Origin of the sequence: Shewanella sp. HN-41 (assembly GCF_000217915.1) — a bacterium.
GTDB lineage: Bacteria > Pseudomonadota > Gammaproteobacteria > Enterobacterales > Shewanellaceae > Shewanella.
In genome coordinates this window covers 18073-42829 of record NZ_AFOZ01000016.1, presented here as the reverse complement: position 1 = coordinate 42829, position 24757 = coordinate 18073, and the positions used below count along the sequence as shown (strand labels likewise).

At 48.3% G+C, this 24757-nt stretch carries 11 protein-coding genes and 3 pseudogenes; 4 read left to right on the top strand and 10 right to left on the bottom strand.

Features of this window, described 5'->3' with window-relative positions; genetic code table 11:
* Positions 1 to 49 precede the first annotated feature (49 nt).
* Positions 50 to 1594 carry an MFS transporter gene (locus SOHN41_RS05825; RefSeq protein WP_007646552.1) on the top strand — a complete coding sequence of 515 codons (1545 nt, stop codon included), beginning with the start codon at positions 50 to 52 and terminating at the stop codon, positions 1592 to 1594.
* A gap of 45 nt (positions 1595 to 1639) precedes the next feature.
* Here the strand turns inward: SOHN41_RS05825 and SOHN41_RS05820 are convergent, their stop codons facing one another.
* Entirely contained in the window at positions 1640 to 2170 is a 531-nt protein-coding gene (locus SOHN41_RS05820; RefSeq protein WP_007646550.1) for a DUF3087 family protein, read from the bottom strand.
* A 330-nt stretch (positions 2171 to 2500) separates the two neighbouring features.
* On the opposite strand from SOHN41_RS05820, the gene SOHN41_RS05815 reads away from it, so the two are divergent.
* Entirely contained in the window at positions 2501 to 3262 is a 762-nt protein-coding gene (locus SOHN41_RS05815) for a substrate-binding periplasmic protein (RefSeq protein WP_007646548.1), read from the top strand.
* 20 nt (positions 3263 to 3282) lie between these two features.
* Here SOHN41_RS05815 and SOHN41_RS05810 read toward each other — a convergent pair whose 3' ends face one another.
* The 9 genes and pseudogenes from SOHN41_RS05810 to malQ form a co-directional block, all read right to left on the bottom strand.
* Entirely contained in the window at positions 3283 to 4380 is a 1098-nt protein-coding gene (locus SOHN41_RS05810) for a CobW family GTP-binding protein (protein WP_007646547.1), read from the bottom strand.
* A 235-nt stretch (positions 4381 to 4615) separates the two neighbouring features.
* Positions 4616 to 6052 carry a DEAD/DEAH box helicase gene (locus SOHN41_RS05805; RefSeq protein WP_007646545.1) on the bottom strand — a complete coding sequence of 479 codons (1437 nt, stop codon included), beginning with the start codon at positions 6050 to 6052 and terminating at the stop codon, positions 4616 to 4618.
* Positions 6053 to 6202: 150 nt separating this feature from the next.
* Positions 6203 to 9252 (bottom strand): annotated as a pseudogene (locus SOHN41_RS05800) (EAL domain-containing protein).
* A gap of 110 nt (positions 9253 to 9362) precedes the next feature.
* Positions 9363 to 10982, bottom strand: a complete 1620-nt coding sequence (locus SOHN41_RS05795) for a glycogen synthase (protein ID WP_037458272.1) — start codon at positions 10980 to 10982, stop codon at positions 9363 to 9365.
* Between the two features lie 71 nt (positions 10983 to 11053).
* Positions 11054 to 12316, bottom strand: a complete 1263-nt coding sequence (gene glgC, locus SOHN41_RS05790) for a glucose-1-phosphate adenylyltransferase (RefSeq protein WP_007646536.1) — start codon at positions 12314 to 12316, stop codon at positions 11054 to 11056.
* 153 nt (positions 12317 to 12469) lie between these two features.
* Positions 12470 to 14982 (bottom strand): annotated as a pseudogene (locus SOHN41_RS05785) (glycogen/starch/alpha-glucan phosphorylase).
* A 19-nt stretch (positions 14983 to 15001) separates the two neighbouring features.
* Positions 15002 to 17180: pseudogene (gene glgX / locus SOHN41_RS05780) on the bottom strand (glycogen debranching protein GlgX).
* A gap of 6 nt (positions 17181 to 17186) precedes the next feature.
* Complete coding sequence (glgB, locus tag SOHN41_RS05775; RefSeq protein WP_007646529.1) at positions 17187 to 19409, bottom strand: 1,4-alpha-glucan branching protein GlgB; 2223 nt, start codon at positions 19407 to 19409, stop codon at positions 17187 to 17189.
* Positions 19410 to 19434: 25 nt separating this feature from the next.
* Positions 19435 to 21801 carry a 4-alpha-glucanotransferase gene (malQ, locus tag SOHN41_RS05770; RefSeq protein ID WP_007646528.1) on the bottom strand — a complete coding sequence of 789 codons (2367 nt, stop codon included), beginning with the start codon at positions 21799 to 21801 and terminating at the stop codon, positions 19435 to 19437.
* A gap of 527 nt (positions 21802 to 22328) precedes the next feature.
* Here malQ and SOHN41_RS05765 point away from each other — a divergent pair.
* Both SOHN41_RS05765 and yiaY read left to right on the top strand, forming a co-directional pair.
* Positions 22329 to 22964: a peptidylprolyl isomerase gene (locus tag SOHN41_RS05765; protein ID WP_007646527.1), complete on the top strand. Its 636-nt coding sequence runs from the start codon at positions 22329 to 22331 to the stop codon at positions 22962 to 22964.
* A gap of 370 nt (positions 22965 to 23334) precedes the next feature.
* Positions 23335 to 24483, top strand: a complete 1149-nt coding sequence (gene yiaY / locus SOHN41_RS05760) for an L-threonine dehydrogenase (protein WP_007646526.1) — start codon at positions 23335 to 23337, stop codon at positions 24481 to 24483.
* Positions 24484 to 24757 lie beyond the last annotated feature (274 nt).

The following is a 24757-nucleotide window of genomic DNA, read 5'->3' as shown; positions in this document are numbered from 1 at the left end:
AAATGAGTTATAGACAGTTTAATTTGATAACAATAATAAAGGGAAGGACATGAGTCAAAATAGTCCAAATGCAGAAAACGATCTGCGAGAAGTTAAACAGCTTGGCATGTGGGCCTCGATCACGAGCTTGAGCTACATTTTTTGGCTCGTTGGCGGGATGGAGTTAGTCGAACGTATCGCCTACTACGGTGTTAAGGCGAGTGCTGGGCTGTATGCCAAAGCCCCCGAATCGGCGGGTGGTTTAGGCATAAGCCTCAGTGACTACGGCATTATTATCTCGCTGTGGGCCATTATGCAGACTTTTGTCCCAGTATTTACTGGCGGTATTTCCGATAGAGTCGGCTACAAAGAAACCATCTTTGGCTCGACTATCATTAAGATCTTTGGTTATCTCGTTATGGCATTTTTCCCCAGTTTTTGGGGATTTCTCGCAGGGTCTTTACTCCTCGCCATCGGCACGGGGATATTTAAACCCGGTATTCAAGGCACCTTAGTGCTCTCGACCAATCGCAATAATACCTCTATGGCTTGGGGGATTTTTTACCAAGTGGTGAATATTGGTGGTTTTTTAGGGCCGCTGGTCGCCGTCCATATGCGCCAACTGTCCTGGGATAATGTATTTTTCGCCTGCGCTGCAATTATCTCACTCAATTTCTTATTCTTACTGACCTATACAGAACCAGGTAAAGCTGAGCGACTGGCGCGCAACAAGCAAGTTAAATCGGGTGAAATCAAGCAAGAAGCCCTGTGGCGTGATGCATGGCATGAGCTTAAAAAACCAATCGTGATCTACTATATGCTGGTATTTTCAGGTTTCTGGTTCCTGTTCAACGCCCTGTTCGATGTGCTGCCCATTCATATTTCCGAATGGGTCGACACTAGCGTGATTGTTACCTCTCTTTTTGGTAGCGAAGGCACCAGTAACGGTATCCTGCAATTCTGGCTCGGCCTCAATAACGAAGGCACTAAGGTGATGCCTGAGGGCATGCTAAATCTCAATGCGGGTCTTATCATGACCAGTTGCTTTATCATCGCCGCATTGACCGCCAAATATCGAATCACCACGGCCATGTTCATTGGTTGCTTGCTGAGTATTTTAGCCTTTGTGTTTATCGGCGCTTTCCATGCGGCTTGGTTTATCGTGCTCGCTATTGCCATGTTTTCCATCGGTGAAATGATGATAAGTCCAAAGAAAAATGAATTTATGGGTAATATCGCCCCCCAGGGCAAAAAAGCCATGTACTTGGGATTTGTGATGTTACCCCAAGGGATTGGTTGGGGATTAGAAGGCTACTTTGGCCCTAAGCTCTATGAGATTTATGCCTCTAAAGAATTATTTTCACGGGATTTATTACTAGCACGCGGTATGGACAGTATAGAAATAAGTGCCATCCCACAGGGTGAAGCCTTTACGACTCTGGTTAGCTATACGGGGGAAAGTGCCCATGATCTAACGCAACTGCTCTACCACAGCAACAACATAGGCATGGCCTGGTACATCATCGCCGCCATAGGGACTATCTCTGCGGTGGGGATTTATCTCTATGGTAAGTGGTTGCTGACACTGCAAAAGGCGCAGCAAGCGGCCCATTAACCCAAACACTATCCGAAAGTGAGTATGCAAATACTCACTTTTTTATTACACGATTGACAATGAGCCCAGCAGCTCTGGAGTGAATTGTTCGGCACTAAGTGCTAATCCCTGTCCTTGGATTTGAGTCTGCAACTGGCTTAACGCTTGCTCCACTGTGGCTAAGGTTAAGGTATTATCATCCAATACATAAACTTGTTTTAAGCTCGTATAGTAAAACAACAAAATAATCAGTGCATTAACATCATTATTAGCCGCAGCTGCCTTTATTTTAATCAGCTTGCGATAGATGCGATTCTGCAACTGTTTTAACTGCCAAACATAGTAAATTTCAGTAAAAAACGGTTTTGCTTTAAGTTGAAAAACTATGGCACTACAGAGGATGGCCGCCAGTATCACACCGAGCAAGTTTAAGTGAAAATTCCCCGTAGGCTCACCGGGTGTCGTCTCCACACCGAAGAGCGCTATTAACCCTGCCCCGAAGGAAAGCGAGAGCAGTATCAGGCTAAGCACTAAGACCACCATAAATAAGTTCATGTTTTTGCGGTAAGTGCCTTTATCAACATGCTGTAACTTCATAATCTCCATTCTCAAATAGCCACCCCAATGGGTGTAATGTTCAATGCGAGGCTAAGCATACTCGAATCCCCTTTCATCGGCCTTAACTGATTAAACACTTATCGGGATGCAAATTGAAACAACCTAAAAATTAAGGCTAACAGTCAAAGTAATACAAGAAGTTAATTCGGTATTATTCGTCCCATAAAACACAGTTGCTCGATTATACTTAGCACGCATGATGTCTATAATTACTCAAAAAGATGTACAATTCACAGCCTACGAATGCCGTTTATCTCCTAAGCCTTGGATCCCACTGATTTAATAATGATAAATCCCCTAAGGAGCGCCATGATACTGAGCAAAATCCATCTTAAAGTCCTCCTTTTGGCACTCAGTGGTTTTTGCTGTACCGTCCAGGCAGAGGATCTGCTTGCGGTTGGCACCCGCTTTAATCAAATCTTTGAACAACAAGCCAATGGTGAATTTTCCGGCCTTGGCGTCGACATATTGAACCGTTTCGCCAAGCAACAAAAAGTCACTATTCACTATGAAATCGCCCCTTGGCGCCGAGCCCAGTCTATGGTTGAACGTGGCCAAGCAGATATTCTGATCGGGCCATACCTCAATCAGGCGCGGCAAAGCCTGCTCGCATTCTCAGCCAAAGCTTTCTACCGTGATGAGATTGTTTTTTATGCCGGTAATGCCAGCGTCATTCCCTGGAATGGTGACTACGAGCGTATCAAAGGTCTACGCATAGGTAAGATGCAAGGCTGGAGTTATGGCGAATCATTTAATGAAAAAACTCAGTCACTTGCCATAGATGAGTTTGTCGATATCAAGAGTGGTATTGAGCGTTTATCCCGCGGCGATCTCGATCTGCTGGCCACGAATGTGCGTAATACCGAGGCGACCTTAGCGAATATAAAAATCCCCCAGGCTATCGGCCCCATTTTCCCCATTATCGGTACACAGGATGGTTATATGGCGTTTCCGAAACAGGTGCAATTTGCACCGCTCAAGCAGCAATTCGACCGTTTCTTCGAGGATATGCTCCAAAGCGGAGAACTTGCCAATCTCAGCAAAATCCACAGCGTGACTATCCCCAATTGAAACAACTAACCAATTCCCCATTAAACGACTAAACAAGCCATTAACTGCCGCTCGATATCATCCCAATCCAACTCTTGGGTCGCAATCATTTCTAATCTTGAGTCTAAGGTGTCATCGAGCTCGACAACATGATACTCCCTATCTACCCAATTAATGCCCGCAATACCGTCGGTAGTGATCATCACGGCTTTCAATCTCAGCAGCGATTCTCCCGCTGTAGCGAGTCTAGTTTGATCTTGAATAAATGCCATTAGTCTATAAAAATCAAATTCTTGAGAAGGTTCAAATACCCAGCCACAGCTAAAACATCCTTCGCCATGATTCTGTTTGCGCGCTATTCCACGTGGGTCAAATGTGAGCCGCTGTTCGCTCACATTCTCGGCAAAAAGCCCCATCTCCCCCAATGTATTGGCCGTCACACGCAGTAAACTGTGGGGTTTGGCAACCACATTAGCCTTAAGCGCCCATGCTCGCTCTCGCCGTGGTTGATCCAAAAAAGCGAGTAAGTCCAGAGGCAAGTCTCGCTGCGAACTATGGCTGATAACAGGAATATCAATACGTTGTAAATCATTAAGATAAGCTTGTAATGCCGTTAATAAGGCAGCACTTTCTGCGGGATCTGTAGCTGAATATAAATCCGTCTTAGTGGCCATAATCACATCGGCCACCTGTAATTGCTGGATGAAGTTCGCATGTGTGCTGTAACGGGGATCGCTCACCTTTCTGGCATCGACTAGGCATAAAGTGCTGCACAGGGAGATCACATTCTGATAATGGGGCGCAGATAATACCTTAATGATTTCATTTGGATGGCCAAGTCCCGTGGGCTCAATGAGCAAACGATCGGGTTTAGCTCGGGCAATAAGCTGATTAATGGCAACTTGGGTCGGCACCCCCGCCGCACAGCACATGCAGCCCCCCGCAACCTCACGGATCTGGATCCCTGAATCGCTATTGTTGAGTAAGCCAGCGTCAATCCCCACTTCACCAAACTCATTGACTAATACTGCCCAAGTCTCATTCTCGGGTTTAGTTGCCAGTAATTGCTTGATTAAGGAGGTTTTACCAACGCCTAAAAAACCTGTGATGATATTGGTGGGAATGGCTTTTACTATCATGGCTAAACTCGATTGGATCTAAAATATTTTGGCGATAACGACCTTGATAACGCCATTAGAGGCGTTCGAGTGTAGGGATATTATTCCCCAAGCTCAACAAAAAAGCGCAGTCCAATCACTGCGCTCTTGGGGTAAAAATATGCCATCTCATTAAACAACCAATCTAGATAACGGTTCCGAGTTACAGATCACTTTATAGAGTGAGCATAATGAGGGCCATTATGGCTAAGCTTGATTATTTCGGTTTATTGCCGCGGGATGAACCAAAACCCGAACGGTTTGCCGAGGGGGATTTAGATTTAGGTTTAGGTTTAGCTTTATTAAAACCATCCCCCACCTGAGCATTAGCGCCCTGGGCCGATTTATCTTTAGCGTACTTTCCCGCTCGAGATGGTGCTTGGCGTGACCGTGCTTGACTCTCACTAGACTGACCATTCGCCTTGCCGCTTGACTTACCAATAGTGCGGTCCTTAGGTGCCTTGTAGCTCCACTTAGTCGCCTTGGCCGTCGATGCTGGAGCCTCGCGGTAACGTCCTGGTAATGGCGCCCCCTCTTCATAACCGGGCTCGACCGAGACAGGCAATGTTTGTCCAATCAAGGCTTCAATTTCAGCGAGCATCTCATCATCGGAGGGAGAGACAAAAGAGATGGCTCGGCCCGAGAGCCCGGCACGGCCAGTACGGCCAATTCTGTGGACATAATCTTCGGCAAGGAAAGGCAGCTCTAAGTTAATCACTAAGGGTAAGGCCTGAATATCGAGGCCACGGGCCGCCACATCGGTGGCCACTAATACCCGCAGTTTACCCGCTTTAAAGTCTTCCAAAACACGGTTTCGAGCGCCTTGGGTTTTATCGCCATGGAACACGCCCGCGGCGATACCATCGAGCTTTAATTCCTGCAATAAATATTCGGCACTCTCCTTGGTACTCGCAAACACTAGCACTTGGCGCCAGTTATGACGGCCAACGAGTTCTGACAACAATTCGGCTTTACGGCGTTTATCGACGCGATACACTTCCTGCACTACGGTCGATGCCGTCGTGTTTTCGGCCACATTGACCCACTGGGGTTCATTGAGCATCTTCTCGGCGAGCTGTTTGACTGCATCGCTATAGGTCGCTGAAAACAACATAGTTTGGTGCAATGGCGCGATTAAACGCTTCACCTTTTCAATGTCGCGCACAAAGCCTAAGTCGAGCATACGGTCGGCTTCATCGACGACGAGTGTCGTTACACTCGATAAATCCAAATTAAACTGCCCAATAATATCGAACAAACGCCCTGGGGTGGCCACCAGAATATCCACCCCCTGTTCCACTCCTTTACGCTGCGGATTCATATTCGCGCCGCCGTATACCGCTAAGGTTTTAAGGGATAAGAACTGGCTATATTTTTGAATATTCTCACAAACTTGGATGGCAAGTTCACGGGTGGGCGTCATCACCAGCGCACGCAGTTTGGGTCTATCTATGCCCTCCGCTGACAATTTTTCAAGCACGGGCAAAGCAAAAGAGGCCGTCTTACCCGTTCCGGTTTGAGCACAGGCCATAATATCTTTGCCTGCAAAGGCAAGTGGGATCACTTTCTCTTGTACTTGAGTGAGTTGCAGATAGCCGCACTCAGTTATCGCATTCAAAATGGGGGAAGATAAACCGAGTGTTTCAAATTTCATAAAGACTCTTTAGCTAAGTGGCAAAACATCTAAGGGGTAAAAATCAATGCATGGAAAGCGCAGTGCCCCAAAAGGAGGGCCGCGGAGTCTACCAAAATCCGCGGCGTTTTTATAGGCAATTATCCAACTCGGTCTAAGGCCAAGGGAAATTTAGGCTACTGGGGAGATAAGCTTAGCCGATGCCCCTAAATATTTTTCGGCAAACTCACTGGCTATCAGTGGTTTAGAGAATAGATATCCCTGACCAAAATCGCAGCCTGCGGCCAGCAACACCTGTCGCTGCGCCTCCGTCTCAACCCCTTCGGCAATCACTTTCATCCCCAGCTTATGGGCCATCACTATGATGGCTTCACAGAGAATTTGATCGTTTGTATCCGTATCCACATTGCGGGTAAAAGATTGATCGATCTTGAGATAATCAATATCAAACTTCTTTAAATAAGCGAGTGACGAATACCCAGTACCAAAGTCGTCCAAGGAAACCTGTACCCCCGCATCCCGATAGGCGAGCAGTTTTTCAGTCACCCCCATGCTGGCATCGAGTAAGAGTCCCTCCGTAATTTCGACGCACACACCGGCTCCTGTCATATCCAAATCCTGCAGCAGCCCGAGCCAGTTGTGCAGTAATGCCCCCTCATCGCGGAACTGTATCGGGGATTTATTCACACTGATCTGGATTTCAACGCCCAACTCCCGTCGCCAAGCTGCGCTTTGACGCGCCGCTTGCTCGAAGACCCAGTTACCAATTTCGACAATTAACCCAGTATCCTCAGCCACGGGAATGAATTCCGCCGGTGACACTGAACCACGCTCCGCATGGTCCCAACGGATCAAAGCCTCGGCCTTAGTGATGGCCCCCGTTTCCAGCGCCACTATCGGCTGGAAGTGCAACTGAAACTCTTTATTGAGCACGGCTTGACGCAGATCTTGGATTAATCGCATGCGATATTTGGCATATTCCTGCATGGAGGGCGTGAAGTAATTAAAACGATTGCGTCCCTGATCTTTGGCCGCATACATGGCTTGATCCGCATGTTTGAGTAGCCCTTCAATGCTCGTCGCATCATCGGGATATAAGGTTATGCCGATACTGACACTGATATAGGCGGTTTCTTCCCCCAGCAGATAAGGCTCGGCAATGCGCCGCAAAATATTCTCAGCGACCCGCTCAATCCCCTTATGATCGGCCATAGCACTCAGCACTATGGTAAATTCATCCCCCCCAAGACGCGCGACCACGTCGGTATCGCGCACACAGGCTTTTAAACGGTCGGCGGTTTCGATAAGCAATAGATCGCCCATCGCATGGCCTAAGGTGTCGTTAACTTCTTTAAAATAGTCTAAGTCGAGGAATAATAGGGCAAAATGATTCCGATTACGGTCAGAGTTTCTTATTTCAGCCCCTAGGTATTCGAGTAACATACGGCGGTTGGGTAAGCCCGTTAGCGTATCGTAGTTGGCCTGTTTCCAGATCAAATGTTCATTCTGTTTTTTATCGGTAATGTCGGAGAACAGGGCCACTCGGCGGTAGGGTTGGCCTTCTTTATCGTTAATGGTATTTATCGTTAACCAGATAACATACTCTTCCTTTCCCTTACGCCTCTGCCACATTTCGCCCTGCCAGCGGCCCTTTTCGCGGATTTCGGCATTCATACTCGTGTAAAAATCACGGCCGTTTAGATCACAATAAAGCAGGCGAATATGCTGGCCACGGACTTCGGACTCACTGTACCCTGTGATATCGGAGAAAGCGGCATTGACGGTAATGATCACGCCCTTTTCATCGAGTACACTCATGGCCTCTGAGCTGTTGTCGTATACCAGCGCCGACAATTTCAACGATTCTTCGATGAGTTTTGCATCGGTAATATCAGTGTAGGTTCCGCACATCCTCAGGGCATTATGATTGGCGTCTCGGCTAACGACCTTACCCGTATCTAAAATCCAGCGAACACCTCGATTAAGGGTATTTAAGCGATATTCCATCCTATGCTGCGCCGTTTCCCCCGCAGATGGGCTTCAATGGAGTGCAACACCTTAGGCCTGTCTTCGGCGGCGATGGCGTCCATCCATTGGCGACTGTCAGCATTCAACGTGTCGATATCGCAACCTAACATATCGGCGCTGCGGGCATTGCGTTCAATACTGTCACGGCGAATATCCCAATCCCACACCCCAAGATCGCTACTGCTTAACACGAGTTCGAGTTGCTCACGACTGGCAAGTACTTCCCTATCCGCCAAAGTCTGCGCAGTCACATCTAAGTAACCTGCAATCACAAGCAGCACACTATTGTTAACGCGCTTACAGGCAACCGTCATATGGGTGTAAACAATCGAGTCATCCTTAGCAATAAAACGCTTATCCATCTCATAATTATCGAGTTTTCCCGCCAACATTAATTCGAACTTAACGACATCAGCCTCTATGTCCTCGGGGTGAGTCAGCTGTTTCCATGTCATATGGAGTAATTCATCTTCTGAATATTTCAGCATTTGGCACAGACGGGGATTCACCTTGATCCACTTTTGGTCCACATCGGTTATCGCAATGCCAATATTGCCTACGTTGAATTGGCTGCGAAAGAGGAAGTCATCCTGAAGGCGGATTTGCTCATCCCGCTCAGACTCATACCGTCTCGATAGCAGCCGGCATAGCAGCCAAGTGGCAATAGGGTAAATCGTGAGTACGGGTAAACTGATGGTCATTAGGAGAGGCAAGGCGACGTCTAATGGTAAAGTAAAAAACCACAGCAACATCACTATATGGACCAGATAGGCAAAACTGAAGATTTCCTTCGCCGAGAGATCCGCAAGGTAGGCCTTACGGTATTGACGCCACATCATCCCGATAAGTCCAGATGAGATAATCACCCCGACTCCAATCCACATACCTGAGCCACCGATACCGATACGATAAAATGCGGTAAGGGCCATGGCGATAAATGTCGGCAGTCCACCAAAAAAGAGCCCTGATACACAGAGGAGCACGGAGCGGGTATCGAAGATAATTCCAGGTTGGTATATCAAGGGACTGCTCATGATGGTGATGCCTATCCCACCAATCAGAAATCCAATTCCCAGACGCCACAGTAAAAAATACTGCCGCTGATGTTTTTTAGGTATTGCATCATACAAAAACACTAAAGCGAGCAGTAATGCCGCATTTTGTACTAATGGTAATAAAATGCTTTTGTCCATGGATCGGGGAGCAACTCCAAAAAAAGTAAGGGATGGGAGACCAGTTACAACTTTCCCTCACTAGTGTAGCAGAATTGCTTACAAATCATGCTCTAATTACAAGTCTGTTATCACAAATTATCATACAGCTGCTGTTGGTACATTTGCGCAATGTGGCTCCAATCGAAACGTTGCTTCCATGCATTCATGCGGATTTTTGGCCAACTTTCACTATCAAAACAGTCCATTACCTCTTTCAACCTGTGTAAAAATGCTTCGCCTTGCTCAGTAAGGCCATTGCCATTAAACACAAAACCATCGACGCCATCGTGGACTGTGTCCTTGAGTCCACCGACACCATGCACTAAACAGGGCTGTCCGGCCCGCATGGCCAGCATTTGGCTGATCCCGCAGGGCTCAAAGGAACTCGGCATCAGAAATAAGTCTCCATATTGGTAGAGACATGCCGAGAGCGACTCATGGTATCCATTCAAAAACAGAAAGTTAGGATATTTTGCCGCAAGGTTTTGAAAGTAGAGGGCGATATCAGCATCCCCACTTCCCAACAGGATAAACAGGGCCCGTGGTTGAGCCTGTTGTAGCTGCTTTAACAGGCTTTCGAGCACAGAGGCACCGGAAGGCAATTGCTGGCGCAAAATCAGCACTTTTTGATCGGTCAAGCGGCCAACGGATGTCATAAGGAAGGTTGGGACTTCACCCACTAAGGCATGGCGCCAATGGGCCTGAGTCCGCGCAAAGGCAATCATATCCACGCCGCTCACTTGGGTTTGCGTGCCCTGCCATTCGACTAACGCCGTCTCGATAGTTGTGAGTAATGTTTTAAATTCATCGAGTTGAATACGTTGCAACGATGGCGTTTCAGATTGGTTTTTTGAGGTACTTGAGCCAAGGTCTGAGTAATTGCAACCATTTAAGATCCCAATGACCTTAGTCCCAGAGGCTTTTAGCCTTAAGTCTTGCTCTAACCCCTCGCCACCAAAAAATCCCGCAGTGACATCCGATGGCAGCAATACTTCCTGCGCATAGCTGGGCGAGACAAGATGCACTCTATCACTGAGCACTATACCCATTCGCATAGGGTTAATGCAGTGGGGGTAACGGGGATCGATGATCTGCTGCCTTTGCTCATCAGTCAGGGAGGCAAACAGTTCGGGAAACCAGGCTGCCAGAGAGGAAGCATCCTGGCTAAGGGGACGAATGCCCTGCAGCGCGAGGTTATGAATAGAGAACACACACCCAATTGTCTTAAGGGCGCTGTACTCTGGCGCAAAAGCGCGCAGCATGGCTAAACAGCCCGCATGCCAATCATGGAGATGTAATACCTGCGGCATAGGTACAAGGCCAGCGACTAAGACCTTAGCAACGCTGGCACAGAGTAAGGCAAACTTAGTGGCATCGTCGGCAAAGGGGCGTTCGGCACTTCCCTGACTATAAATTTTCCCAGGGATAGATTGCCAAAGTCCATGTTCTAACAAGTAAATCTTGGCTCTATCGACCCTAGGATGGGGGATCACAACTAATTTGACCCGCTCAAGTTTTCCCCCAAATGCCACCTCAAACTCGCCTAAAGCTTGCGTTTGAGCCGTTGGTGAGGCCAAAAATCCATAACTGGGCATAATCACATCGACGCACAAATCCACGCCCGCCAAGGCCTGTGGTAAATCACGGATCACATCCGCCATGCCGCCTACCTTGGCGCCCGCTAGGGCACCATTTTCCGCCGCAACCATCAAAATACGTTTCACTTAAATTAGCACTCCAAAGTTATTATCCGAAACTGCGGGCGATTAATGACTTAGCCTTACTCATACCCCACGGGTAGGCCTAACATATCCCGTGTCACTAAGGTGACTCCCTTTTCTGAAACCCGAAAGCCTTTAGCCCTATCGTGGTCATGGTTGTAGCCAATCACAGTGCCCTCGGGGATGATGCACCCCCTGTCGATAATGGCATTTTTAATCTTGCAGTGACGCAGCACCACCACATCGGGTAACACCACAGAATCCTCCACCAGCGAATATGAACAGACACGTACCTCATTAAATAACACGCTTCTACGCACGGTCGCGCCGGAAATAATACAGCCGCCGGAAATAATCGAATCCACCGCCATGCCACGCCTATCATCATCGTCAAACACAAACTTAGCAGGGGGCAATTGCTCTTGGTAGGTCCAGATGGGCCATTTAGCATCGTAAAGATTTAAGGCGGGTGTGGGTGATAACAACTCCATATTGGCCTGCCAGAAGGAGTCTAAGGTCCCCACATCGCGCCAGTAGGCTTGCTCATTCGGGAATGCACTCTTAAAGGGGTAAGCAAACACTCTATGCTTTTCGATGATCGAGGGGATAATGTCTTTGCCAAAGTCGCGGTCAGAATTGGCGTTTTGTGCGTCCTTTTTCAACTGATCAAATAAAAACTCAGTGTTAAACACATAGTTACCCATAGAAGCGAGGCACATTTCAGAATTACCAGGTGAATGCTTCGGCTGTTGAGGTTTTTCTTCAAAACCTAAGATACGCATATCTTCATCGACTTCCATCACCCCAAAGGCGCCTGCGGCCTCGGCAACGGGCACCTCGAGGCAGGAAACTGTCATATCGGCGCCTGACTCCGCATGGGCCGCTAACAACCCGGCATAATCCATGCGATACACATGATCCCCCGACAGCACCATCACATACTTAGGTAGCTCGTGGCGAATAATGTCGATATTTTGGAACACGGCATCGGCCGTGCCTTGGTACCAATTTTCCGAATAACGCTGCGATGCGGGTAAAATCTCCACCGACTCCCCCAACTCTTTCTTAAAATGGCCCCAGCCGCGCATAACATGGCGGATCAATGAATGGGATTTATATTGAGTCACCACCCCCACACGGCGGATCCCCGAGTTAATACAGTTCGATAGGGGAAAATCGATAATACGGAACTTTCCCCCAAAATAGAGTGCGGGTTTAGCACGCCAATCCGTGAGTTCATGCAAACGTGAGCCTCGCCCACCAGCCAAAATTAATGCATAGGTTTCACGAGTTAAATTACTGATATAACGTACATTAGACATAGGCTATTACTCCGAAAACAACGCATTACAGTCGATTAATGCAACGATAAGACACCGCATCGACATCCCCTTAACCCCAGTTGACTGACAACGGGCTTCCCCATATTTGCATCCCTTCATTTCCACTCTCCATTGACTGATTGCTGAACGCTTTTACAGCTTCCAAATTTCATCCCTGTAACCTGCGATGGTGACATCACTGGAAAAACGACCGCTGGCCGCGGTATTGCGAATGCTCATTTGCGTCCACAATTTAGGATCTTTGTACACATGGGCGACCGCTTCTTGGGCGATGCGATAACTATCAAAATCCGCCGCCGTCATCCATTGATCATCCTGGCTCTCAATGGATGCGATGATAGGGTCAAAAATGCCGGGTTCGAGTAGGCTAAAATGACCACTCTTTAATAGTGTCATTACCTCGGAGAGGGCGCTGGACTGAGTAATAATCCGCTGTGGGTGGTAATCACAGCGCATCTGCCCCACTTGCTCGGCATTCAGACCGAACATGAAAAAGTTATCCACCCCGACTTCTTCGAGCATTTCAATATTCGCGCCGTCTAAGGTGCCTATGGTGAGCGCGCCATTCATCATAAATTTCATATTGCCCGTACCAGAGGCCTCTTTACCCGCGGTCGAAATTTGCTCCGACAGGTCGGTGCCCGGGCAAATTTTTTCCATGGCGCTGACGTTGTAGTTGGGTAAAAATGCAAAGCGCAGATAGGGGGACACCAGGGGATCGGAATTGACCATATGGGCCACATTGTTAGCGAGTTTGATAATCAGCTTTGCCATAAAATAGCCTGGGGCGGCCTTACCACCGATAAGCACACAGCGTGGCACCATGTTTTCGGTACGCCCTTGCTGGATCTGATGATAGAGATGAATAACATGTAAGATATTGAGTAGCTGACGTTTATACTCATGGATACGCTTAACTTGCACATCAAATAGCATACTGGGGTCAAAGCTACCCCGCACTCCTTAAGGATCATTTGTGCGAGCTGCGCCTTATTCGCCTGTTTTACTTCACGCCATTCTTGAATAAAGCTGGCATCGTGAGTTAGGGCATTGAGCGCCGTGAGTTGCTTTAAATCCGTCACCCACCCATGGCCTAAATGGGCGGTCAACAGTCTGGCTAATGCAGGGTTGCAATGGGCCAACCAGCGCCTTGGCGTCACGCCATTGGTACGGTTATTAAACTTCTCGGGCCACAGGGTATAAAAATCCTTAAACAGCCCGGTCTTTAATAATTGGGTGTGCAACCCCGCCACACCGTTCACCGAAAAACTGGCCACAATCGCCAGATATGCCATACGAACATGGGGATTAGGCCCATCTTGGATAATCGACATACTCGCCAGTTTTGCACCATCCCCCGGCCAATGATGGGCGACAATATCTAGATAACGAGCATTGATTTCATAGATAATTTCTAAAATACGCGGCAACATTAACGCCATCATGCGCACGGGCCAACGCTCTAAGGCTTCGGGTAACAAAGTATGATTGGTGTAGGCCATAGTGTGGTGAGTGATGGCCCAAGCGGCATCCCATTCCAAACCATATTCATCCAACAACAAGCGCATTAATTCCGGTACGGCAATACTCGGATGAGTGTCGTTTAACTGCATCACATTTTTAGCGGCAAAATCACTAAAGTCATGGCCATGCTGATGCACCCAACGTTTGAGTAGGTCCTGCAGACTGGCGGAGGATAAAAAATACTGTTGCCGCAGGCGCAGCTCCTTGCCGTTTTCGCTGGCATCATTGGGATAGAGCACCATAGTGATCTGCTCTGCCAAGTTTTTACGGGCCACGGCCTCGGTATAGTCACCTTGGTTAAATTCCGCTAGGTCGAAGTCATCCGTCGCCTCCGCCTTCCATAATCTCAGGGTATTCACCCTACCATTGCGATATCCAGGCACAGGCATGTCATAGGCGACGGCGAGCACGTCTTGGGTATCGACCCAAGTCATATGTCTGCGCCCCTGCTTATCCACATAGGATTCGGTGTGACCAAAAAACGGCACAGTCACATTATGGTTCGGCACCCGCACTTCCCAGGGGTTGCCCTCACGTAACCAACGGTCTGGACGCTCGACTTGATAACCATCGACAATCTTCTGGGCAAACATGCCGTACTCATAGCGAATGCCATAACCCGTTACCGATAAATCCATGCTGGCACAGCTATCGAGAAAACAGGCAGCGAGTCGACCTAGCCCCCCATTCCCTAAGCCCGCATCATGTTCCACCTCTTCCAGCGCCTCCAATGTGACGGCATAATGGTTCAATGCATCACGGCTATCCTGTTGTAAATCTAGGTTTAATAAAGCATTACCCAGTGCCCTACCCATTAAAAATTCGAGGGACAAATAGGCCACTTGTCGCCGTTCGAAATGGCTGTCATCTAATCGAGTCTGGCGCCAATTATCTAACATTTGCTCCTTTACACTCAGTGCAAGGGCTTGAAATAACTCGCAACTGACCCCTTCTCCACGGCTTAAACCATAACGAACATGGCGCTCGAAGGACGCGGGCAGAGCATCACAGGGCTCGCAGGGTTCAGCCGTTTTTTTAATGGCACTCGTTTTTTTGGAGCGGCTGGGTTTAGCCGCTTTGACGTCAGGGATTTTATGGCTCAGTTCACTGTCATTACTCATAGTTAATTCCTTGATTATTTTATAAAATCAAATCAGCATGAAACAGCATAAGACTGCGATCTTGTAACAGGTATTGAGTCGATAAGACCTGAGCATCCAGTGGCCCAGCGCAGGGGGACGGTTGTGTGTCTAACTGGGTATGAATGAGGCATTGCCACGGGCTTAGGTGGGCAAGTGTCGGGGTGGTGAAGGCTAAGGGATTATCATCGGCGTTGACCATAAGCAGTAAAGCCTGTTGTTTGCCCTTAAGTTCTAAATCCCCAGACAAAACTACGCTTAGGCTTCGGCACATGGACTCGCTCCACAGGCTCTTAGTCATTTGCTCCCCCTGACGGCTAAACCAATCTAAACGGGCATAGGCTCCAACTAAGGGTTGGGCTACTAATTGCTCGTGGATAAAATGCTTAGCGCACAGGAGCGGAAAACGCTTACGCAGGGCAATGAGTGTACGGGTAAAGGCGAGCAGTTCCTTGTCCATCCCGACGGTCGACCAATCGAACCAGTTGAGTTTATTATCTTGGCAATAGGCATTGTTATTACCTAATTGGGTTCGCCCAGTTTCATCCCCGCTGAGCAACATGGGTACGCCTTGGGATAAAAATAACGTCGTTAATAAGTTACGCTGCTGCCGCGCCCGAATCGCCATGATGGTGGGATCTGAGGTGGCCCCTTCAACGCCGTAGTGATAGCTGAAGTTTTCTTGGTGACCATCCCGATTATCTTCCCCATTGGCAAGGTTGTGCCTGTGGGTATAACTCACCAGATCCCCCAGGGTGAATCCGTCGTGGCTAGTTAAAAAATTAATGCTGGCGGCGGGGGGCCGCCCACTGTGCTCAAAAAAATCCCCAGAGCCATGAAAACGGCGGGCGAACTCGGGCAACATGCCATGATCGCCACGCCAGAAACGGCGCATAGTATCGCGGTATCTGTCGTTCCACTCGCTAAAGGCCACGGGGAAATTGCCCAATTGATACCCCCCCGGGCCAATATCCCAAGGCTCGGCAATCAATTTCACTTGGCACAACACTGGGTCCTGCAGCAGCGCATCGAAAAAGCCTGAGCCGGGATCGAAGCCATAGGCTTCGCGCCCAAGACAGGCGGCCAAGTCGAAGCGAAAGCCATCCACGCCCATGACTTCAACCCAGTAACGCAACGAATCGAGCACGAGCTGCAACATGCGAGGATGATTGATATTTAAGGTGTTTCCACACCCAGTATCATTGATATAGAAACGTTTATCATTGGGGTGCAAACGGTAATAACTGAGGTTATCTATGCCACGAAAACTTAAGGTTGGCCCCAACCGACTGCCTTCAGCACTGTGGTTGTAGACTACATCTAGGATGACTTCGATCCCGGCATTATGGAGCGCATCCACCATGGCGCGAAACTCGCTAATCACTGCCGAGGATAAGTAACTGGGTTCGGGGGCAAAAAAACCAATGCTGTTATAACCCCAATAATTAGTTAACTGCTTTTCCAGTAAGAAAGGTTCCGTAAAAAAAAGCCTGCACCGGAAGCAGTTCAACACAGGTCACCCCGAGCTCGACTAAATAATCGATGGCGGGCTTGCAAGCTAACCCCGCAAAAGTGCCGCGCCGTTTATCGTCAATATCGGGATGTGCCGCCGTAAAGCCCTTAAGGTGCATCTCATAAATAATACTTTGCTCTAACGGCCGGCGAACGAGTGGTCTGATTGCCGACGCCTTGGCGGCAGCGATAAGCGGCCGAATATCCACCACTTTGCATTTAGGCATAAATGCCGCGTTATCTAAGGTACTGAATGATAAGTCTTCACTACTATTATTTAATTCATAGCTGTAGTTAGCGCTATGGTGCTGATACTCGCCCACAAACTGGCGCGCATAGGGGTCGAGCAACAATTTATGGGGATTAAATCTGTGGCCGAGGTGCGGTTCATAGGGGCCATAAACCCGATAGCCATAAAGTTGCCCGGCCTTAAGCCCATGCACATAGCCATGCCAGATCTGCTGCGTCTGTTCACTAAGGGCAATACGGTGGATCTCGCTATGGCCTGCATCATCGAATAGGCAGAGTTCAACCCCAGTCGCATGGGCAGAAAATAACGAAAAATTTACCCCTTCATCATCCACAGTTGCCCCAAGGGGAAACGGGCTTCCTGCACTGAGTCCATAGGGAAAATAGCGCGTCGATGTCACCCAAGCCTCGATTGCCATAGTGTGTTAACCTCGGCCTGCGACAGGGCCTAGGACTAAGCAGCCCAAAGGCGGAACTGTAATAAGCGCACTCTGTTCCATCCCCTGCCATGGCTGAGCCTGAGCTACGACTAGGCCAGCATTCCCCTGATTAGAACCACCATAGAGATGGCTATCGCTGTTGAGGTATTCACAAAAATCCCCGCCTTGGGGTAAGCCGATACGAAACCCCTGGTGAACTGTGGGTGTCATATTGATCACAAAGACGAGGGGCGCATCATCCACTAAGCCATAGCGCACGAAGCTGAAAATGCTGTCACGACCATTGTCGCAATCGAGCCAACGAAACCCCGCAGTGTCATAATCGAGCACAGATAACGCCGGCATTTGCCGATATAACTGATTGAGATCGCTAAGCCAGTGCTGCACCCCTTGGTGGGGCTCAAAGGCCAGCAGGTGCCAGTCTAGGCTCTGACTATGGTTCCACTCGTTACGCTGGGCAAACTCACTGCCCATAAATAGGAGTTTCTTACCCGGATGCCCCCACATAAAGCCATAGTAGGCCCTGAGCGTCGCAAATTTTTGCCAATCATCCCCGGGGATTTTATGCAGCAGTGAGCCTTTACCGTGTACCACTTCATCGTGGCTGACGGACAACATAAATTGCTCGGTGTAGGCGTACATGAGGCTGAAAGTCAGTTGATGGTGATGATATTGGCGATAGAGAGGATCGCGCCCTAAGTAACTTAGGCTGTCATTCATCCAACCCATGTTCCACTTAAAGCCAAAGCCCAAGCCGCCGTGATCCGTAGGTTTAGTCACTCCCGCAAAGGCAGTGGACTCCTCGGCTATCATACAAATACCGGGGAAGGCATGATAAAGACGCTGATTGAGTACTTGCAGAAAACCGATGGCCTCAAGGTTTTCCCGTCCGCCATAGGCATTGGGTAACCATTGGCCCGGCTCACGGCTGTAATCGAGGTACAACATGGAGGACACAGCATCTAATCTTAGGCCATCGAAGTGAAATTCCCTTAACCAATAGCAGGCATTACTCAATAAAAAGCTGCGCACTTCACCGCGGTCATAGTTGTAGATCAGAGTATCCCAATCGGGATGAGTGCCCTTGCGGGGATCTTCATGTTCATATAAGCAAGTGCCATCGAAACGCACTAACCCATGGGGATCCTTAGGGAAATGGGCGGCGACCCAATCGAGAATAATGCCAATATCCGCCTGATGACAGGCATCGACAAAGGCCTTGAGCCCACTGGCCTCACCGAATCTGTGACTCGGCGCAAAGAGGCCGACGGGCTGATAACCCCAGGAGCCGTCGAAGGGATATTCACTGATCGGCATCAACTCGATATGGGTAAAACCTTGTGCCTTCACATAGGGAATAAGCTGTTCAATAAGATCTTGATAATCTAAGAATTGCTCACCATGACTCCCCTTTCGGCGCCAGGAACCTAAGTGCACTTCATAGATAGACATAGGTGCTTTATGCCAAGCCGTTGCCGCCCGCTTGCTCATCCAAGCGGTGTCATTCCAACTGTGATGGGCCTTGGGTGGCACGATAGACGCATTATGGGGCGCGCATTCCATTTGGGTTGCCATAGGATCGGCCTTAGCGTGACGCTCACCATTTTGATAAACCAAATCAAACTTATAGTGCGCACCTTCGGCCACATTAGGTAAAAATATTTCCCAAAGGCCATTCGCAATATGTTGGCGCATCACATGGCGGGTGTGATCCCAATGATTAAAATCCCCGGTCAGGGAAACCCGTTTCGCATTGGGTGCCCAGACACAAAAATGCACGCCCTCAATGCCGTCCACATAACGCCAATTCGCCCCTAAAAAACCATAGGCCCGCTCGGCGCTGCCTTCGCCAAACAGATAGACATCATCATCGCTGAGTAAAGAACCAAATTGGTAGGGATCGACTATATCTAACTGACACAGGGGATATTCCACCCTTAAACTATAGGGAAATGGCTTAACCCGTCGCCCCAATGTGCCCGCAAACAGGCCCGCCTCGTTGACTCGATCCAGACTCGCCACTTTGCGGCCATCTTTAAGACTTATCACATCAACCTTAAGGGCATTGCGTAAAAAACAACGCACTATGAGCCCCTTACCATCCGGCGACCTGTGCATACCTAAGAGTGAGAACACGTCCGTGTATTGACCATTTAGCAGCGCCACCTCGGCACCGTCATAAAAATAAGCATTAGCCTCAGTCATCATTTTGCTTCCGTTATTCATCAATGGTTCAATCGGGTGAATGGGTGTGGGCTAGCTGGGACAGTTGCCGCGCACTGGCAATATTATGCAATCGCTGGGGGATCTCCCCCCGAGTCATCGCCTGTGTGACACTCAGGGGCAAACGCCTTTGCCAGTTAGGGTATTCGAGCCAAGTCCCCGGTATATTGACCGCGTGGCGATCGCCCATCAGATCGCACCACTGCACGCTATAGAGCGCACTGCAACCCGAGGCGCCGAGGGTCATCCAAGCGGTTATTAGGTCATTAATTTCAATATCTTGCGGCGCAAAATCCGGTAATAGATGTTGCTGGATTAGCAGGGACACTAACTGCTGTTTCTCATGTTCTCGCGCCGATAAAGCTTCATCTAGCTGCCCATCGTTGGCAAACAGGGCGAGCTGTCGTCTTAAGTGCAAGTCACTCCCACACCACCAGGCGACCAAAGTCGGTACATCATGGTTCGCCAGCATCATCAGGCTCTGGGACTTGTATTGATTTGGAGATTTAAAGCCTTGATAGTCTTTGCAGAAATAGAACAATTCGTTGGAATAAATGCCGGAAGTGTAGAGACGATGAATAATATCCGGTGGCACGAGTCCTAAGTCTTCACCTATCACGACACAACGGGCACGTTGGCTCTCAAGGCAAACGATGGCCAGCAAGGTTTCAACGGGGTAATACACATAGGCACCCTTGCCTAATTGCTTATCCAGCGGCCACCACCATAGGCGCAATAGGCCCATCACATGGTCGATACGTAGCGCACCACAGCTCTCCATATTGGCACGGATAAGTTCAATAAAATGACGGTAATCATGCTGTTTTAATTTGATAGGATCGAGGGGCGTTAATCCCCAATTTTGGCCTTGAGGGGCAAAGGGATCCGGTGGTGCTCCAATGCTGGCATTTAGACAAAACTGTTCGGCATTCGCTTGAACTTCAACACCTTGAAGCGCTGCGCCTACGGCCAAATCCCGAATAAGTCCAATGCCCATTCCCGCTTCTTTGGCTTTTAATTGACACAGCTGCAACTGGGTCTCGGCAACAAACTGCAAATATAAGTAAAAACCTTCATCTAGGGCGATCGCCCTTGGGCTTCTTAGGGATTCAGCTCGAGCAAATTCAAGCAAAGCAGTCCCCTGCTCGGCCACAAACTCATTGAAACGCTTTGCTCTTGGCGTCTCCTTCGCTAAGTGCATTTCGCAAAAGACACTATATAAGCGGGCAAAGGCGCGGTACTTAAGTTCACTCACTTTGGAATAGTCGAGCCAATTATCCCGATTGAGCGCAGCAATTGCCTCCTGCCAACTCGGTAAAGTTAACTCACTGGCCAAGGGCTCATATTCGGGCACGCTCTGCAAATGGATATATAAGGGGTTAAGCCTGCGGCGATCGCATGGGCTGTAGGGGCTGGGATGTTCTGGCGCGGCGATATCTAGGGCGTGGAGTGGATTAAGCTGAATAAAATCAGCACCATAACTTGCAATAAAAGCAATCAATTCCTCAAGATCACCAAAATCACCAATGCCCCATTGGCTATCACTGCGCAAACTGTATAACTGAACACTCACTCCCCAAGGTTGATGGCGTTTTCCTTGGAGTGTGGCACTGAGCACACCTTGGTACGCCGCCCTAGGTGCCACCATCAAAGTGCCATGGAAGGCGAGGCGTTCTGGGGTTTCAGTCCGTTGACGATTAGCTTCTAGTGGCGACTTCAGCTTTAGCACTATCCCGTGATACCCCAAACCTAAGGACGAAAAATCGCCCGTATTGTCATCATTTTCTGGGGAACAAGTGGAGGAGGAATCGCCTCTTACAAGGTAAGCCTCGATATGCTCCCTGCTCGGAGTTAAGGGGTTATCCTCCACTAAAGAAACGTTTTGCTCACTTTCGCCACAGGGACGATTAAAGTCGACATTCACTAAATCGAGGCGATACTGAATATATTGACCATCTCCGATGGGGGCATGTTGAATACGGTAGTCACCTATCGGCTTTAAGGATGCAAATGGCACGTCAAAAACAATAGCTTCACCATGTTCACAAGCAATAGTGATCGTTAACTCGCCAGTATAATGATGGGGTAAGTAAAGGCTCAGCCAAGGCTCATCCACATAACACCAATGGAATGTGGGCAAAACTTGAGTCCAATGTTGTGCATCAAGCTGATGGATTTGGGCTTCAATCCCACTTTTATTGAGTAAAACCTCCTCTGCCTGTGTGCATTTTTCACCACTAGCAAGGATGTTTTTTTTCTGTAGCATGCAAGTCAAAATCCCTTGCCTATCCGTCTCAGGAATGCGGATATACTGGCCAAAGCAGTCAGTAAAGTCAGCTCCAACCCCTCGCAAATACAGCAACTTCTCCAGCCCCATATTTGTCGCCCCCGCGACGGCTCATCCATAGCTTTAGATAGGCAGTAACCATGCCAGCACAAAATAACAGCATGACGACAGATTTATGTCAGCCAAATGACAGTGAAGACAATTTATAAATCAGTGACTTGAATAACTTAGCCTAGAATATTAAAAAATCTTGCCATAGTAGAAAGACGCCTTAGTGCACTAGATTGAAGCAGAAAGTGATTAAAAAAGGTGCAATGAACTTAAAGGGAGCATTTTTTAATATGACTAATGCCTTCCAATGGAGGGACGGTTGCCAATCCCTGCCATGATTCAGCCTTTCCGTCCTTGATCTTTGTTTAATTAAACGGCAGCAATCAAGCTGCAACACTTTGTATCAATTGAAATTTTACCTTGAATTTAGCGCGCTACTTCTGTCACCATTCGCCCAACCACAAAAAAGCAACATACAGCCAACATAAAGCAATATTTATTGGGGTTCGGTATTCAAAATAGATTCTGCTTCTGCCGATAAAATTTATTAAAAATAAGGATATAAAATGAAAACATTCACAGGATTGCTCTTTGCGAGTGGACTCTCACTCCTGTTAACAGCTTGCGGAGGTGGTAGCGATGAAGACTCGACGCCGACAATTCCGACACCGGATCCAACCCCACCCGCATTATCCGCCGATATCTGCTATTTAATGGGCACATCGAAGGGCGACATCACCCTCGCCATTGACCTAACCAATATGCCTATCACAGGTAAAAACTTTAAACAGTATGTGGATAAGTCTTTCTATAACGGCACCTTATTCCATAGAGCCGTCAATAATTTTGTTATTCAAGGCGGGGGATTTACAACTGGATTACAGAGTAAACCGACCAATGCTCCCATAGTCAACGAGGCCGCCGTCGGCATTAGTAATAAGCGCGGGACAATTGCAATGGCGAGAACAGCCGTCCCTGATTCTGCAACATCACAGTTCTTTATCAATATCTTAGATAATCCGGATCTGGATGCATCGGCCAGTAGTTATGGCTTTGCCGTTTTTGGCAAAGTCGTTGAAGGTATGGAGGTGGTCGATCAAATAAGCATAGTACCCACTAAAACCAGTGGTGGTTTCTCCTATACGCCGGTGGAAGAAATTCTGATTAACTCTGTGGCTGAAACAAGCTGTCCTGCTGCTTAAGCATCTAAAACACATACAGCTAAAAGCAAAAAAGCACTGAAGATTCAGTGCTTTTTATCTTCAATCTGTTTGTCAGCTTAGAGCTTTATGCTCAATGGTATCGCTGCATCGCTATTATCGGTGTCGACCCTAGTCACAATAGATTCAGCACCCTAGAGCAACGAACTAGGTTCCCTAGTCTTCAAGATTTTGTCCATGATATCCGGCATAAAAGTCCGAAGTTTAGTTACCGAGTTCCAACTTTAGTGGGAAATCGCCCCCAGATAAGCGCCGAACTCGATCAAGCTCACACTTTCACCACCTCCAAATTGGTAGCTTGATAACCAGAAAATGAAACAAATTTATCTTTGCAAATTATATAGGTGGATTTATGGCTGCTAAATTTTTTATTCCTTCTGTCAACGTATTAGGCCAAGGCGCAGTGGATGATGCTATCGGTGACATCAAAACCTTAGGCTTTAAACACGCACTCATAGTGACGGATAAACCCTTAGTCAAAATTGGCTTAGTCGGTGAAGTAGCCGAGAAACTCGGTCAAAATGGCATTACCTCCACCATCTATGATGGCGTACAACCTAACCCAACCGTGACGAACGTCGAAGCGGGTCTGGCCCTGTTAAAAGCCAACCAGTGTGACTTTGTGATCTCACTCGGTGGCGGCTCACCCCATGATTGCGCTAAGGGTATCGCCCTTGTCGCCACCAATGGCGGCAGCATCAAAGATTACGAAGGGTTAGATCAATCCGCAAAACCACAGTTGCCGTTAGTGGCCATCAATACGACGGCAGGCACAGCCAGTGAAATGACGCGTTTCTGTATCATTACCGACGAAGCCCGCCACATTAAAATGGCGATTGTCGATAAGCACACTACGCCTTTGCTGTCGGTCAACGACCCTGAATTAATGCTGAAAAAAACCGCGAGCCTCACGGCCGCAACCGGTATGGATGCACTGACTCACGCGGTCGAAGCCTATGTGTCTATTGCAGCTAACCCGATCACCGATGCCTGTGCTATCAAAGCGATTGAGTTAATTCAGGCTAACTTAGTGAACGCAGTGGAAAATGGTCAAGACATCAACGCCCGTGAACAAATGGCATACGCCCAATTCTTAGCGGGTATGGCCTTTAATAATGCCAGCTTAGGTTATGTGCATGCGATGGCGCACCAATTGGGCGGTTTCTACGATCTGCCCCACGGTGTGTGTAATGCCCTGCTGCTGCCCCATGTGCAAGAATACAACGCCAAGGTCGTCCCTGATCGTTTAAAAGACATTGCCAAGGCGATGGGCGTGGATGTGTCTGGCATGACAGATGAGCAAGGTGCCAGTGCGGCGATAGCGGCAATCAAAAAACTGTCTGTTGCGGTTAAGATCCCTGAAAACCTGACCTTGTTAGGCGTGAAAGCGGAAGATATTCCAACCCTTGCGGATAACGCGTTAAAAGATGCCTGTGGCTTCACAAATCCCAAACAAGCAACCCATGCGGAGATCTGTCAGATCTTCACTAATGCGCTGTAAGCAAGATGTAATTTCAGGATAAATGGCTCGTTGCCACCTGAGAGTGTAGACACGACTTCATTCTCCAATGAAATCGTTTATAGCCCCAATAGCGCACAGATTACCGCAGCACTATTGGGGCATTTTTATACTTGTATAGATAAGAACATTAACCGAGCCGTGTTAGAAATTGAGCAACAAAAATAACCATAAAAGCCAGTATCCATGCACCTTTACCCTGACAAAACACTCACAAGTCAGCATATTTAAGAAGAAAAGATCTGAACCTTTAAAA